12 protein-coding genes and 1 pseudogene are annotated in these 15,566 nt (G+C 33.6%); 9 read left to right on the forward strand and 4 right to left on the reverse strand.

The window, feature by feature from the left end; translation table 11 throughout:
• Positions 1-134: 134 nt before the first annotated feature.
• Positions 135-1,874, reverse strand: a complete 1,740-nt coding sequence (locus tag F6K06_RS06895) for a bifunctional serine/threonine-protein kinase/formylglycine-generating enzyme family protein (RefSeq protein WP_124145021.1) — start codon at positions 1,872-1,874, stop codon at positions 135-137.
• Positions 1,875-2,000: 126 nt separating this feature from the next.
• Complete coding sequence (locus F6K06_RS06900) at positions 2,001-2,282, reverse strand: hypothetical protein (RefSeq protein WP_124145022.1); 282 nt, start codon at positions 2,280-2,282, stop codon at positions 2,001-2,003.
• Positions 2,283-2,566: 284 nt separating this feature from the next.
• Between F6K06_RS06900 and purD the strand changes: the two genes are divergently transcribed.
• Positions 2,567-3,844 carry a phosphoribosylamine--glycine ligase gene (gene purD, locus F6K06_RS06905; protein ID WP_124145023.1) on the forward strand — a complete coding sequence of 426 codons (1,278 nt, stop codon included), beginning with the start codon at positions 2,567-2,569 and terminating at the stop codon, positions 3,842-3,844.
• 21 nt (positions 3,845-3,865) lie between these two features.
• Here the strand turns inward: purD and F6K06_RS06910 are convergent, their stop codons facing one another.
• Entirely contained in the window at positions 3,866-4,135 is a 270-nt protein-coding gene (locus F6K06_RS06910; protein ID WP_124145024.1) for a hypothetical protein, read from the reverse strand.
• A 211-nt stretch (positions 4,136-4,346) separates the two neighbouring features.
• Between F6K06_RS06910 and F6K06_RS06915 the strand changes: the two genes are divergently transcribed.
• Both F6K06_RS06915 and F6K06_RS06920 read left to right on the forward strand, forming a co-directional pair.
• Positions 4,347-6,527 carry an ATP-binding protein gene (locus tag F6K06_RS06915; RefSeq protein WP_124145025.1) on the forward strand — a complete coding sequence of 727 codons (2,181 nt, stop codon included), beginning with the start codon at positions 4,347-4,349 and terminating at the stop codon, positions 6,525-6,527.
• A gap of 870 nt (positions 6,528-7,397) precedes the next feature.
• Positions 7,398-7,601 carry a hypothetical protein gene (locus F6K06_RS06920; RefSeq protein WP_124145026.1) on the forward strand — a complete coding sequence of 68 codons (204 nt, stop codon included), beginning with the start codon at positions 7,398-7,400 and terminating at the stop codon, positions 7,599-7,601.
• A 6-nt stretch (positions 7,602-7,607) separates the two neighbouring features.
• Here F6K06_RS06920 and F6K06_RS06925 read toward each other — a convergent pair whose 3' ends face one another.
• Positions 7,608-7,961 (reverse strand): zinc ribbon domain-containing protein, encoded by a 354-nt coding sequence (locus F6K06_RS06925; RefSeq protein ID WP_124145027.1) that lies wholly within the window; start codon positions 7,959-7,961, stop codon positions 7,608-7,610.
• Positions 7,962-8,077: 116 nt separating this feature from the next.
• Between F6K06_RS06925 and F6K06_RS06930 the strand changes: the two genes are divergently transcribed.
• The 6 genes and pseudogenes from F6K06_RS06930 to F6K06_RS06955 all read left to right on the forward strand — a co-directional run bounded on the left by F6K06_RS06930 (position 8,078) and on the right by F6K06_RS06955 (position 14,474).
• The gene (locus F6K06_RS06930; RefSeq protein ID WP_124145028.1) at positions 8,078-8,404 is read left to right on the forward strand and encodes a phasin family protein; all 327 of its coding nucleotides are present in this window, start codon (positions 8,078-8,080) and stop codon (positions 8,402-8,404) included.
• Positions 8,405-8,814: 410 nt separating this feature from the next.
• The gene (locus tag F6K06_RS06935) at positions 8,815-9,336 is read left to right on the forward strand and encodes an FKBP-type peptidyl-prolyl cis-trans isomerase (protein ID WP_124145029.1); all 522 of its coding nucleotides are present in this window, start codon (positions 8,815-8,817) and stop codon (positions 9,334-9,336) included.
• Between the two features lie 109 nt (positions 9,337-9,445).
• Positions 9,446-10,012: pseudogene (locus tag F6K06_RS06940) on the forward strand (Uma2 family endonuclease).
• Between the two features lie 698 nt (positions 10,013-10,710).
• On the forward strand, positions 10,711-11,652 hold the full coding sequence (locus F6K06_RS06945; protein WP_287238763.1) for a hypothetical protein: 942 nt from the start codon (positions 10,711-10,713) through the stop codon (positions 11,650-11,652).
• Between the two features lie 66 nt (positions 11,653-11,718).
• A complete protein-coding gene (locus F6K06_RS06950; protein WP_287238766.1) occupies positions 11,719-13,497 on the forward strand; it encodes an NACHT domain-containing NTPase in 1,779 nt (592 codons plus the stop codon).
• A 20-nt stretch (positions 13,498-13,517) separates the two neighbouring features.
• On the forward strand, positions 13,518-14,474 hold the full coding sequence (locus tag F6K06_RS06955; RefSeq protein ID WP_287238768.1) for a hypothetical protein: 957 nt from the start codon (positions 13,518-13,520) through the stop codon (positions 14,472-14,474).
• Positions 14,475-15,566: the final 1,092 nt, after the last annotated feature.

The following is a 15,566-nucleotide window of genomic DNA, read 5'->3' on the forward strand; positions in this document are numbered from 1 at the left end:
GCAAATAATATATCCAATTTTTGTCAAAGGGAACAAGGAACAGGGAACACCAGATATGGGAACATAGAATCTAAATGATTCAAAGAACAAAAGGAAAAGAGCAGACCAGAATACTAAGTGGAAAAAATGAGAGACTAAAATGACAAACAAATCACCCGGAAACCCACATTGTTAATGCAAATGTTTGTATCATCCCAGTCACGATCAGCGCTCCGACACCACCAGGGATAATCATTCCAACTACCTCCACAGAGTACTCGTAACTCAATACTTTCGCTACTTTCCCAAGCACTGCCATCAGTGGGTAGACCTTCATAGCTATTATGCCAAATATCCTGACACCACTCGTCTACATTCCCATGCATATCATATAAACCAAAAGCATTGGGAGGAAAACTTCCCACATCAGTAGTATGTTCTCGATATAGACCTTTAGGCGCATTGCCATAAGTATAGTTGCCATTGTAATTAGCTAAATCAGTCGTAATAGTAGGGCCAAAATAAAAAGGAGTAGTCGTACCAGCGCGACAAGCATATTCCCACTGACTCTCACTGGGTAGTCTGTAGGTTTTCCTAGTCTTCTGAGATAGCCTTTGACAAAATTCTGTAGCGTTATGCCATGTCACTCTCTCTACTGGACGGTTTCCTCCTTTAAAGTAGGAAGGATTTTCCCCCATAATGACTAAATATTGGTCTTGAGTAATGGAGTATTTACTCATACAAAAAGGTTGAAGAGTTACTTGACGCTGGGGATTTTCTTTATCAGTTCTTCCAGCTTCGTTTTTCGGTGAACCCATGAGAAAACTACCACCAGGAATATAAACTATTTCTAATTTAATACCATTACCTAAATCTTCTATTTTTTGCCTCACATTTCTCTGGGTGCGCTTGATAGTTTTGCCAGATTTGTTGACCGTCACAACCTCAAAAGTAAACATTTCTTCTTTTGTAAATATTGGAAATATTTTGGGTTTATAAGTAGAGTTAATTTTTTGTTGAGATTTAGGGTTAACAACCGATAATATCTCTCCTACATTTTGAAACCTTTTCTTAGTCGCTCCCATAATCATTTTATCTAACAGTTTAGCAACTTCATCACTTACGGTAAACTTTAAATATTCTCGCCACACCCATTCACCTTCACTCACATCAAATAAATCAAAAGGTTCCACCTGAGTTAATAAATGAATACAAGTCACACCCAAACTATAAATATCACTAGCAAAAGTTGCTTTGCCTAATGCTTGTTCTGGGGCAGCATATCCTGCCGAACCAATTACAGTTCCTGTCACAGCTAAAGCAGTCTTTGTTGCATATTTAGCTGCCCCAAAATCTACTAATAATAATTGCTTATCTTTCCTTCTCCTAATAATATTCTCTGGTTTAATATCCCGATGAATTACCTGTCGAGAATGAATAAATTCCAATACGGGCAATAAACTTTTTAATAACTCCCAAATTTGCCTTTCATCAAAAGTTCCTGACAAGTCTAACTCCTGTTGTAAATTTTGCCCGTCGATAAATTCTTGCACTAAATACTGTCTGTTATCCTGAGTAAAATATGCCAAAAGTTCGGGAATTTGTGGATGTAATCCTAAACTATCTAAACGTTCAGCTTCTTGGGCAAATAATGAGGAAGCTTTTTCTAGGTTTTTGGTTCCTTGAGCTTGAGGAAAAAATTGTTTAATTACACAAAAAGGTTTTGATGGTCTGTACTCATCTACAGCTTGAAAAGTTCTGCCAAAACCACCTTGCCCAATAATTTTTAGAGCGCGATAACGTTCGACTAAAATTAATTTTTCACCGCAGCTTTGACAAAATTTTGTTTCTGGTGGGTTGGTTTTTAAACAATCTGGGTTTAGGCATTGGGTCATGGTTGCTCTCCTGATTTTATCTTCTTAGTTTCTACTTCTTCCTGCTTCAATAGAATTCCCGATAGGTATTCAACAATTAATAATTAATAATTAATAATTACCTCTTCTTATAAAGAAGACGATTTGCTAAATATCACCAACTTTTAAGAGTTGACATTCTATTTCTTCAGCCACTGATTCCCATTTGTTACTATTTAATCCTATATGTACTTTCTTATCGACAATAAACCCTCCACTTAATCTGACAAAAATTACCAACAGTCGATTCTGGCGATTCTCCTGCGGTGAATAAATTGTGACTTTTATTGGCTCTAAACACAATTCTTTAAATCTGCAAACTGTAAATTTATCTTTGCAAAATAACAAAACATCATCGTCATTTTTAAGTACTTGAAAATTATCATTCATATTAACCAACTCATCTCAACAAGCAATCTTTACTATATCAACTTAACTACCTATCCTTATTTTTAGTCAGACTTTGATACTTTATTTAAAATTTAACTTTCTCTTCTTGATAACTAATAACAAATCTGGTTATTATAGAGTGATTATAGGGTAAGGCATAACATAGATATCTATAATCAACTTTTCTAAATCGGATTTAGCATAAAGTATTCTCTCTTAGATAACTAAAGTATTCTTACTTTTTACTTCTTCCTTCTTACTTCTTCCTTCTTAACTTAAAAAACGTGAAAATATTAATAGTAGGTAACGGTGGTAGAGAACACGCGATCGCCTGGAAATTATCCCACTCTTCCCAAGTTCAACAAATATTTTGTACCCCTGGTAACGGCGGTACTGCCACCTTGCAAAAATGCCAAAATATACCCATTCCAGTTGAAGACTTCTCAGCCCTCAAACAACTTATTGCTGACCAAAATATTTCCCTAGTAGTAGTTGGCCCAGAAGTACCCTTAGCCCTGGGCATTACTGACTATCTACAACAACCAAACCTCAAAATATTTGGCCCCATCAAAGCAGGAGCCATTCTCGAAGCTAGTAAATCATGGGCTAAAGATTTCATGGCCGAAGCAAATATTCCCACGGCCAAATCAGCCACCTTTACCAGTGCCGAAACTGCCAAAGCTTACATCAAAGAAGTTCCCATAGTGGTTAAAGCAGATGGTCTAGCTGCAGGAAAAGGAGTTACCGTCGCCACTACAATTGAAATGGCTCATCATGCCATAGATGCCATCTTTCAAGGAGAATTCGAGCCAGATACCCAGTCTGTGATAATCGAAGAGTTTCTCACAGGTCAAGAAGTATCGGTTTTAGCCCTCACTGATGGATTAACTATTCGTCCCCTATTGCCAGCTCAAGACCATAAACAAGTGGGTGAAGGAGATACCGGACTCAACACTGGAGGTATGGGCGCTTATGCTCCCACTCCCATCATTACACCAGAACTAATGACCAGAATTCAACAAGAAGTTCTAGAACCAACTTTGACTAATTTACAAAAACGTGGTATAGACTACCGAGGCATTGTTTATGCTGGATTAATGATTAGTCCTACAGGAGAGCCAAAAGTCTTAGAATTTAATTGTCGGTTCGGCGATCCAGAAACTCAATCTATTCTTTCTCTGCTAGAAACTCCATTGGAAGAGTTATTTTTGGCCTGTTGTGAACAGCGTTTAGCTGAGTTGCCTCCGATAAATTGGAAACCAGGAGTAGCAGTGTGTGTAGTTTTAGCCTCCGGGGGTTATCCAGAAGCTTATGAGAAAGGTAAAGTAATTTCTGGAATAGAAAAAGCTGAAGCTACTGGAGTAACTGTATTTCATGCCGGAACTAAATTACAGGAACAACAGTTAGTAACTGATGGTGGCCGTGTATTAGGAGTAACAGCAATAGGGTCTGATTTTTCTGAAGCTAGGACAAAAGTTTACAATGCTGTAGATTCTATAGAGTTTGACCAAATGTATTATCGGCGGGATATTGGCGATCGGATTTTTGGATCTGTTCATTAATGGATAATGGATAATTGATAATTACCTCTGGTTCAAACCGTTACGGAATTGAATATCAGGAAATATTATTTCTTCTCTTGCTTGATTGGAGATGGCGAGGAGAACCGCTCTTGACAGAACCCCTTCGCTAACGCCATCCCACCCTACGGGAAACTGCGCTAACGACCGCTTTTTTACCCTTAAAAGGGGAAGCTTTAAACCATAATTATTTAATAATAAATAATTAATGATTCGGTAAATCAGGTACATCTCAATTTTGAATAAAGCCAAAAATTTATCGCTTTTAGGCAACAGCTCATCTGGAAACAGGGAATATCAAGTATATAGGAAAAAAGTATTTTTGCAAATATTATGAGATGCACCCGGCCAATTCAGAATATAAATAAAATAAATCTGAGCTTTCAAGAATTCTTAGTTATCCTAATTAATAATATAGTCAAAAATGCCTAATAAATTTTGACCTTTAACTTTATAACTTTATTTAAACTTTTGACTTAAAAAAATGCTTGCCCTCCTAAAAAAAATCGGAGAAATTATCGCTAACTGGTGGTCTGAGTTTACCCTCCAGACCAAACTCATGGCAGTAGTCACTCTTATGGTGTCTCTACTAATGAGTAGTTTTTCTTTCTGGGCAGTAAATACTATTCAACAGGATGCTCGTCTCAATGATACTCGCTATGGTCGAGACCTGGGACTATTATTGGCTGCAAATGTCGCTCCTCTAGTGGCAGAAGGCGATCGCAACGAAGTAGCGCGTTTTTCTCGACTTTTCTACAGCAGCACCTCTAGTGTTCGTTATATGCTCTACGCCGATGAGGAAGGAAAAATTTTCCTTGGTCTGCCTTTCTCAGAATCAGAGGTAAAGACGTCCCTGACTTTACGCCGTCGCATTCAACTACCAGAAGATTTTATGGCCAATGTAGAGGCAGGAAATTTGTCTGTCCTACCGATGGTGCGACAACATTTAACTCCTAATGGAGAATTAACAGATGTTTTTGTGCCGTTAATTCAAGAAGGTAAATATTTAGGAGTTTTGGCAATAGGAATTAATCCTAATCCTACTGCTGTTATTTCTTCAAATCTTACAAGAGATGTTACTTTGGCAGTGTTTGTTTCGATTTGGGCAATGGTAATTTTAGGGGCAGTATTTAATGCTTTGATTATTACTAAACCCGTTAAGGAATTATCAGAAGGTGTGAGAAATATTGCCCAGGGAAATTTTAAGCAAAGGATTGATTTACCATTTGGAGGAGAGTTAGGGGAACTAATTTTTAGCTTTAATGAAATGGCGGAGCAGTTAGAGAATTATAAGAAGCAAAATATTGAAGAATTAAGAGCAGAAAAAGCTAAGTTAGAAACTTTGGTTTCGACTATTGCTGATGGTGCTTTATTGTTGGATGCTAATTTACAACTTATGTTAGTTAATTCTACTGCTAGGCGAATTTTTAGTTGGGAAGGAAAAGATGTTGTGGGTGCAAATATTATTGATTATTTTCCTGTAGCTGTACAAATGGAAATTAGTAGACCGCTTTATCAAATAGCTGGAGGAGAAATAGAAGGTGGTGAATATTGCTGTACTTTGGATGAGCCAAATAAACGTACAATTAGAGTGTTATTAACAACGGTTTTGTTACATAGAGCACCAGGTAAAGAGTCTCTTTGTCAAAGTTGTATTTATGATGCAGATGATACTTGCAATTCTATTGAACGTCCTGAAGTTATTGAATGTACTCTTTATGAACATAAATTAGAAAAAGGTTTAAATTATCAGTACCGAGATAGTCTGAAAGGAATTGCTATGACTGTGCAGGATATTACTCGCGAAGTAGAGTTAAATGAAGCTAAAAGTCAGTTTATTAGTAATGTGTCTCACGAGTTAAGAACTCCTCTATTTAATATTAAATCTTTTATCGAAACTTTGTATGAATATGGGGAAGATTTAAGTGAAACAGAAAGAGGGGAATTTCTGGAAACTGCTAATCACGAAACAGACCGTTTGACTCGTTTGGTTAATGATGTTTTAGATTTGAGTCGTTTGGAATCTTGTCATATTTATCATCTAGATGCTGTTGATATTGCTCAACCTATAGAACAAACTTTAAGGACTTATCAACTTAATGCTAAAGATAAAGGAATAGAGTTAAATTATGAGATAGAACCTAACTTGCCTTCTGTAGTGGGTCATTACGATTTATTGTTACAAGTATTTGCTAATTTAGTCGGCAATGCTATGAAATTTACTGAAGCAGGGGGGAAAATAATAATTCGAGCATATATATTAGAATCTGACTCAGAAGTTTGCAATATTGAAGCTCAACAAATTGAAGAGGGAGGATGGATAGTTTCTCCTCCTCCTCCTCGACCAATAGATTTACATTTACCCTCAGAATCAAGTTGTCAAAAGTTTGTTAGAGTTGAAATTTCAGATACGGGAAGTGGTATTGAACCTGAAGACCAAGAGGCTATTTTTGAGAGGTTTTTCCGAGTAGAAAATCGAGTTCATACTTTGGAAGGAACTGGTTTGGGTTTGTCTATTGTCAGGAATATTATGGATAAGCATTATAGTAAGGTTCAGTTAGTTAGTGAACTTGGTGTAGGTACAACTTTTTGGTTTGATTTACCAGTATTTCAGCAAAGTATAGTATCAGAAGAAAATCAATTGTTAGATGTAACTCAACTTTAGAATAATTCAAAAGTTAAAATTCAAAAGTCAAAAGTCAAAAGTCAAAGGAAGAATTCAAAAGTTAAAATTCAAAAGTTAAAAGTTAAAATATTACGTTACCTTTCCTTCGACTTCCATACCAGTTTTTGAGTCATATATAGTATCAGAAAAAAATTAATTATTTAGATTTGACTAAACTCCATAACTAGGGAACAAGAATCAGAGTTTTAATTTTTTTATATATTGAGTGATTAATGACTGGAGTATCAGAAAAAAATTAATTATTTAGATTTAACTAAAATCCAGAATTAGGTAACAGGAATAAGGGTTTAAAATTTTTTATCTTATTGAGTAATGACTGAAAAATTATTCAATATGACTATATATACTGGGTACAATTTTCTGGTTTGATTTATAGCAGAAGGAAGAAGGAAGAAGGAAGAAGGAAAAAGAAAAAAAATTACGTTTTCTGAGTTTTAAGCTTTGGATATATCCTAACCTTTATTTCGACTGCTATACCAGTTTTTGACCCAGATATAGTATCAGAAAAAAATTAATTATTAGATGTAACTAAACTCCAGAACTAAGGAACAGGAATTAGAGTTTTAAACTTTTTATATATTGAGTAATGACTGAAAAATTATTCAAGATGACGATATATACTGGGTAAAGTTTTCTGATTTTATTTACCAGTTTTTTAGCCAAATATATAGTTATTTCATTTGATATTGAGACAAGGATTTATGGCTTTGAAAGAGTTTCACCTAAAAAAGTGTTTCATTCTTATTTTAAATGACTATAGTATCAGAAAAAAATTAATTATTTAGATGTAAATAAACTCCAGAATTAGGGGACAGGAATCAGGGTTTAAAATTTTTTATATATTGAGTAATGACTGAAAAATTGTTCAAGATGACTATATATACTGGGTACAATTTTCTGGTTTTATTTATAGCAGAAGGAAGAAGGAAGAAGAAAGAAGGAAGAAGGAAGAAGGAAAAAAATTACATTGTTTTAATTTTAAGGTTAGAACATATTCAAAGCTTTCCTTCCACTGCTACACCAGTTTTTGAATCAGATATAGTATCAGAATAAAATTAATTATAAAGACATTATCAAACTGATAAGAACTAAACTTAACAATAACCACCAAATAGTATTTCTTTGAAGCCAAAATTTGACAGTTCCAAACCAACTAATATGATTAAAATTAGTAGGAGGTACAAGGGGTTCAGATTGGTTATGATAAAGAGTACAATTTTTAGCATAAGGACGTTGAGGAAAATTACAGGTATCATCAAAATGGTAGATACAGCTATTACACAAATATTCTTCTGTTTGACTGTGATAAATAGGAATTCCTGGATGACCAAAAGCTTTAAGAGAAAATCGACAATGCGGACAAACGATCGCCTGACTATCAATTGGTTGATGACAACGAGGACAATTTGACATTTTGATTATGCTAGATATATAAATTCAACAACTTTTTTCATCTACAGTTTAAATTTGTAGCTTAATTCTAAGTTTGTTGCTCCTTGATACCTAAAATATAGAAATAGGAAAAAAATATGAATAATACTGAAAATCTACTTAAACAACTTTTAATGATCGGCATTGGTACAACTTCCCTAGTGGCCGAAAAAATACAGGAAGTCACTAACCAATGGGTTAAAGATGGTACTATCAACCCAGACCAAGCTAAAACTTTTGTTGATGATATAATGCAGCAACTTAAGTCAGAGCAGGGAAACTGGGAAACTCAGATGCAGCGACAAATGCGGAATGTCATGCAGGATATAGGTGTTCCTCGTCAATCTGAATTGGACGAACTCCGGGGTCGTTTGGACCGTTTGGAGCGTCAGATCCGAGATTTAGAAAATCGCAATTGGCGATAGATTAAGTCAGAAGTCAGAAGTTAGATGCTTGCTGTGATTAAATTTGAGAGACGTGAGAATGTCCTAACTTCCCTGACGACTGCTATGTTATTTAACAATATCCGGAATCTTAGTTAAAGTTAAACTTTCATATTAATTTTTGGTTTTTGACTTAATTATATGGAAGATTGATTTTAGTATCAAATATTATAGTTATTAATTTTTCAGTAGTTACGTTCTGTTTTGTCTGTTTGATTTTTTTTCAAAAATACAAATCAGAGAAAATGGGAGGTTGTTTAGAGTGTTTATAAAGTCAGTTGCAAGATTGGAAAAATTACAACTGACCCTAGTGTAGCTGCAAAATATAGTAGTTATAATTTAAACTTCAACTGAGAGTTTTTGACTTTTAACTTAAATTAGGAGGATTAATTTTGCGAGGAATTATTATTAGTCTGGCAGTAGTAATATTCTGTGGTTTAGTTTTGATTGTTGCTCAAATCACGGGTTCGGAAAAAGGGGCAGTTGCTTCTCAAAATACACCAAGTACTATAAATTCTACTGAAGTTCAAGAACAAGTTGCAGAAAATATTATGACTGAAAATAACCAAGAAACTATTACTACTGAATCTGGTCTTAAGTATGTGGTCTTGAAAGAAGGAGATGGCGCTACTCCTCAAGCAGGTCAGACAGTTGTGGTTCACTATACTGGAACTTTACAGGATGGTTCTAAGTTTGATAGTTCTCGCGATCGCAATCAACCTTTCCAATTTCAAGTTGGGGTAGGTCGAGTTATTAAAGGTTGGGATGAAGGGGTAGCTAGTATGAAAGTTGGTGAACGTCGTAAGTTTACTATTCCACCAGAATTAGGGTATGGCGCTAGTGGTGCTGGTGGGGTTATACCTCCTAATGCTACTCTGATTTTTGATGTGGAATTATTGAGAATTGCGAATTAATTAGGAAGTAAGCTATCAGCTATCAGCTATCAGCAATTATAATTATTAAAAGGGGATAGAGACTTGTTCTCTGTTCCCTTTTATATATTCTTTAATTCCTAAAAATTATATGTCAAATCTCACAGTTAAAGATTTAGAAATATTGCAAGGTACTCTTAATCAAGCAGGTTTAGATTATCAATTAGAATTAGATGAAGGAAAGATATTAGTTATTAGTCCGTCGGATATTATTTCTAGTGAAGTTGGCGTTCAGTTAATTAGGTTATTACGCAATTGGGTTTACCCACGTCGTCTCGGACGTTTGTTTGATTCTAGTGGTGCTTTTATTCTTCCAGACACTAATTTAAAAGTTCCTGATGTTTCTTTTGTTCGTGCCCAACGTTTGAAAAAAAGTGTTCGTTATTTTGGGGAGTTGGTGCCAGATTTAGTGGTATAAATTAAGTCTCAAAGTGATAGGATTAAACCGTTAAAAAAGAAAATAAAGAAGTATTTAGAATTAGGAGCGGAAGTAGGAATATTGATAGATCCTGACAAAGAAATAGTTATTGTTTATCGTCCTAATGGTGAAGAAACTGAGTTAAAAAATGGAGATATTTTGACTATTCCTGAATTATTTGGTGAGTGGGAATTATCTATTGTTGAACTTTGGCCGCCTGTGTTTGATGAAGATGAATAAAGCATTCAGCTATCAGCAATTAGCTCTCAGCTTTTTTTATGAATTAAGCATTCAGCTATTAGCAATTAGCTCTCAGCTTTTTTTTACGAATTAAGTCAGAGTTTATTTAAAAAGACTTATATACTAATCCTAAATGGTTTGCGAGAAAAACTGTAGGGGTTTGGTCTCCCAACCCAAGCATGGAGACTAAACCTCTACGATAAAATATGAGAACTTATTTAGAATTGCTATATTAACTGAATAGCTACTTATTTATGCTAGAAATAATATCAAATTTATCAATAATAATTTCTTCTTTCAAGACAATACTTAGTAATTATAATCTAACTGATAAGACAGTTTTGACTCAGGAGGCAAACTAAAAGCTAATAGTTGAAGACTAATACTTATATTAAATCCAGATAATTATTACACCTAAGTCATTGCGACTTACACTCTGTGGAAGGAAGCAATCTCAGGGGTTTGAGAGATTGCTTCCTATCGTCGCAATGATGACTGTTCAACTGGATTTTATATTAGGAATTTTGCTACAAATTTTCTGTAATGATAATCGTTAAATCTATTGTCAAAATAATTGGGTATAAAATCTTGTATTTTAATCAGTTATCAGTTAAATATTTTTTCTAGTTTTATCAAAATAACAAAGTAAGAATTTAACTTCTGAATTCTGACTTAATAACTTCTGACTTGAACTTGATATGCCTAAATCTAATTTCTCTTACACTCAACTTTTTCGACACAAATTTAACCGACTGGTTTCCATTAATTTGTTTCTACTAACTTTAACTATTGTATTGTGTTGGAGTTGGATATTACCTAGTTATACTCAGACACCTACACCTAATCTTAAAAGTCGGGAAGTTATTATTCAAGAAATTAAAGATTATGCCGAACGTCATGTTGAAAATGATAAGGCGATGGATAGTAGGTTAATGATTGATTTATATGAGAAAAATTCTGTGGGTTTAACTACTCCAGAAATTACTAAAATTTATGAGGAAGAATATACAAGACTCAAAGAGGCAAAAGATAGTAATCTCTGGGAAAAAATCAAGGATGATTTCTTTTATGGTTTGCCTTGGTTTGCTGCAATAGGATTTTTTATTCTGTTTATTTTTAAGAAAGCTATACAAAATTGGGAAGCTCATCCAATTAATACTTTTGGCAATTGGTTAGGCAATCAAATTAGTGGTATTAGACGTTTGTTAAATTTATCTTTGAAACGTTATAAGAAACACCTCATTAAGTTGTTTTTGTTTATAATTTTACTTTTAGTTTTGATACCACCCTTTTCTGTGACGATTAACAGTGTAAACCTTGAAGCTATAACTCTAATTCAAGAAATTAAAGATTATGCCGAACGTCATGTTGAAAATGATAAGGCAATGGATAGTAGGTTAATAATTGATTTATATGATGAAAATCCTGTGGGTTTAACTAAACCAGAAATTACTAAAATTTACGAAGAAGAATACTCTAGACTAAAAAAGAAAAAAGACAGTGACATCTGGGAAAAAATAAACGATGATTTATTTTATGGCTTGGGATGGTTAGCTGCATTAGCACTTTTTATTCTGTTGATTTTTAAGGAAGTTATACAAGGTTGGGTAACTCGTTTCATTAATACTGTTGGCAACTGATTATATAATCAAATTGCTGGTTTTGAATGGTTTTGGAATTACTCTCTAAAACGCTATAAAAATGGTTTGATTAATAAACATCAAGAACTAAAAGTTTCTTTTCTTCCTAACCATCCTTTAAATCTGCAAAAAATTTATTTATCTTTGCAATTTTTGGAAAAAGCTAATAATGAACCAATTAATTTTTCTGAGATTAAAAAATATAATCGTTTGGCTATTAAGGGGCAACCTGGAGCTGGAAAAACACTTTTATTAAAATATCTTGTTCTTTCTTGGGCAAGGGAAAAATTAAAAACTTCCTCTAATGAATATGTGCCGATTTTATTAGAGTTATATCCCTTGAATGAAATAGAAATTTCTGCCCTCAACATAGAATTATTAAAACAGAAATTAGTAGAAGCTTTAGATAGGGATGATTTTCCTAAAGCTAATTCTTTTGTCGAGCGAAATCTGGAAAAAGGAAAATTATTTCTGTTATTTGATGGATTAGATGAAGTCAAAAGTTTGATTCGCCCTCAAGTTGTACAAGCTATTAATGACTTATTAGATAAATATGATAAATGTCGAGTAATTATTACTTGTCGGGCAGCAGTTTATCGGAATAATTTTGCTGAGTCCGTCGAGAAAACTTTAGATATTAAAGAATTTAGCGACAGACAAATGCGACTCTTTTTAGAAGCATGGAAATCTGAAATGCCTCCAGATAAATCTATCGATCAACTCATACAAACTTTGAGAGATAGACCCCTAATTATGGAGTTAGCTAGAAATCCTTTAATGCTGACTATTGTTGCTCATCTTTATACTCAACCTGCTTTTGTTTTGCCTCAGTCTCGGTCAGATTTTTATCAAGAATCTACTCATATTTTATTGAATCAATGGCAGAATAATTTTAATCAATATAAAGAGAGTGCTCATAAACGGAGAGTTTTACAACATCTGGCTTTATTTGCTCAAGATAATGCTAGTAAACAACAAAAGAATGACTTGAGTTTAGATTATGAAATTGTCGTAGAACAAATTCAAAAAGTTTTACCCGATTTGAATCTCAATCCTGAAACAGATACTCAACCAATATTAAAAGAAATTGTCGAACGTAGTGGATTATTATTGGAAATTGAAAGGGGAGATAAATATCAGTTTGCTCATTTAACTTTGCAAGAATATTTTGCGGCAACAGCTTTGAGAGATAGAGAAAATGAGTTAATAGAAAGGTTTAAAAATGACCCGGAACGTTGGCGAGAAACAGTTAAACTTTGGTGTGGTTTTGCCGGGAATAGTACAAATTTAATAGAGGTTATTTATCAGGAAGATTCTCTGACAGCTTTTGAATGTTTAGCAGATGCTCAAGAAGTTTCTCCTACTTTGGCAGAGAAAATTATTGAAGAGTTTAAGGAAAAATTGGCAGAAGCAAATTCTGATGAAAATTTAGCTAGAGCTTTTGGAGCAGTTGCTTCTGATGTTCGTGAAAGAGGTAGGGGAAAAGTTGTTTTTGAGTTTCTAGAAAATGCTTTGAATAATTCTGAATCTCTGGAAGTTCGTAGAGCGTCTGTTAAGGCATTATCTAAAACAAATTTGCCACAAGCGGCGAATATTTTGTTTAGGTATTATGAGGATATTGATTTAGTGGATGCTCGTTTAGCACTTATTAATATGGGAGATATTGCAGTTTCTTTATTGAAGGATTTAGCGGAGCAAGGTTCGGAAACGGCAATGAGAGATTTAGTCAAAATTGGTACTCCATATTCGAGAGAAATTTTAAATGGTTTACTTTATCATTCTGATGAAAATATTCAGAGGTTAGCTGCTTTAAATCTTGCAGAATTTACGAGTCTAAATAATTAGGTTTTCTAGGAGCAAGAAATATGGCAAAAGTTGATAAGGAATTTAACTTAAGAGATTGGGAATGGATAGCAGTTCATTTTCCACCATCGGAAAGAGAAGCTATGGCAAAAGTAGCTTGGTTCATTTGTTGTAAATGTACTCCTGAAGAAATTTCTCAGCGCAAGATCGATCCAAGAATAGTCATTCCTTTGTGTGCGATAGTATTGCTTGATAAAAAATGTTTTCTACAGTTAAAAAAGTTTGGTAAAAAAGAAAAAATACAGGGTGTTCTTAGAAAAAAAATATTAACAATATCGATGAAACTATCAAGACAATTAAAACTACTGCAACAGGAATATGTTAATGAGATAAAACCAGCTTTTATTGGAATTAATCTTGGTGAAAAATGGCAATCTCTATTTGAAACTTTGGATGTAGATTTACAATTTGCTTTACTACATAATCTCATTAAATACCGTCGTCCAACTCGTGATGACTGGCGTAATATTTTTCTAAATGTAGAATCTGACGATTTAAAAATAGGTTTTTTATCATTCAGACAATTTGCTATGCTCTTGATAATAAATTTTTTGATACTATCAACTTTAAGGGTAGTTGAAATCCCTACTTTTTTAAGATTTTTGCTTTTATTAGTTAGCATAGTTATAAGTATGTCTATAGTTATTAATCTTATTTATCAAATAAACATAGAACATAAAGCCACTAATCCCCTAAAGCATATTTTTAAATCTGATATTTCTCGGAATGACTGGCGTAATATTTTTCTAGATGTAGAATCTGACGATTTAAAAATAGGTTTTTTATCATTCAGACAATTTGCTATGCTCTTGATAATAAATTTTTTGATACTATCAACTTTAAGGGTAGTTGAAATCCCTACTTTTTTAAGATATTTGCTTTTATTAGTTAGCATAGTTATAAGTATGGCTATAGTTATTAATCTTATTTATCAAAGAAACATAGAACATAGAACATAGAACATAAAGCCACTAATCCCCTGAAACATATTTTTAAATCTGATATTTCTCTAAACTAGCAAACTTAGATAGATTTAGTAACTGAAGATTAGTAACTAAAAAATTATTATCAACCTGAAAAAGGAATAAATATTAAACTTAAAAAACTGAAATTACCCTGATGAAAATACTGCTTGATTTAACTGACTTTCTCAAAATATAGAATTAGCGATCGCTCTTTAAATCTCACCCTTTATTTATTCTTAAACTCTAACTTTCTTTGATATATAGAAATAGCGATCGCTCTCTAATATTTCATCATTAAAATATCAACAATTTAACTCGATAACTGATAACTGATAAGCCCTCGAAACTATACTATCTTTAGTTGAATAAAAAGTCATGTGTATAGGCGAACAACTCCTTATAGCTTTTATCATATCACAAAAATTCTGAGGATGGAACCGAAAATCCTTTGGCGCGCCGATTTTTTTCAGGAGCTTCAGAGAATGAATATGTTGGTAATTTTCCACTCAGGAGCTATGTATAGAAAGATTTGATAAGAGAAAAACAACCATTTATAGAAGCTTCACAAGATGAAATTATTTCTGGTATTGCTCCTGGGACAAAAATGGATTGAGCGATCGCTCTGTCATATTTCATCCTTTAAAGATTAATAATTTAGGTAGAAAGCTGATAACTGAAGAGGCGATCGCCATCAAAACTATACTATCTTTTGTTGAATAAAAAGTCATGCGTATAGGCGAACGACCGCTTATAGTATTTATAATATCACAAAAATTGTGGGGATGGAACCGAAAATCCTTTGACGCGACGATTTCTTTAGGAGCTTCATAGAATGAAAATATTGGTGGTTTTTCATCCTAGGAGAGATGGATGGAAAGATTTGATGAGGGAAAAACAATTATTTACAGGAGCTTCACAAAATGAAATTGTTCGTGATTTTCCACCCTAGGAGAGATGGGTGGAAAAGTTTGATGATGGGAGAAAATGTATTGAGCGATCGCTTTCTCATACTTGATCTTTTTTCCTATCGTAAAAAAGCTGACTGTTCATAGCTGAGTACCGAAAGATTACTATTAGAGCTTCATA

Source organism: Okeania sp. SIO1H4, assembly GCF_010672695.1.
In the GTDB taxonomy this organism is placed as follows: Bacteria; Cyanobacteriota; Cyanobacteriia; order Cyanobacteriales; family Microcoleaceae; genus Okeania; species Okeania hirsuta.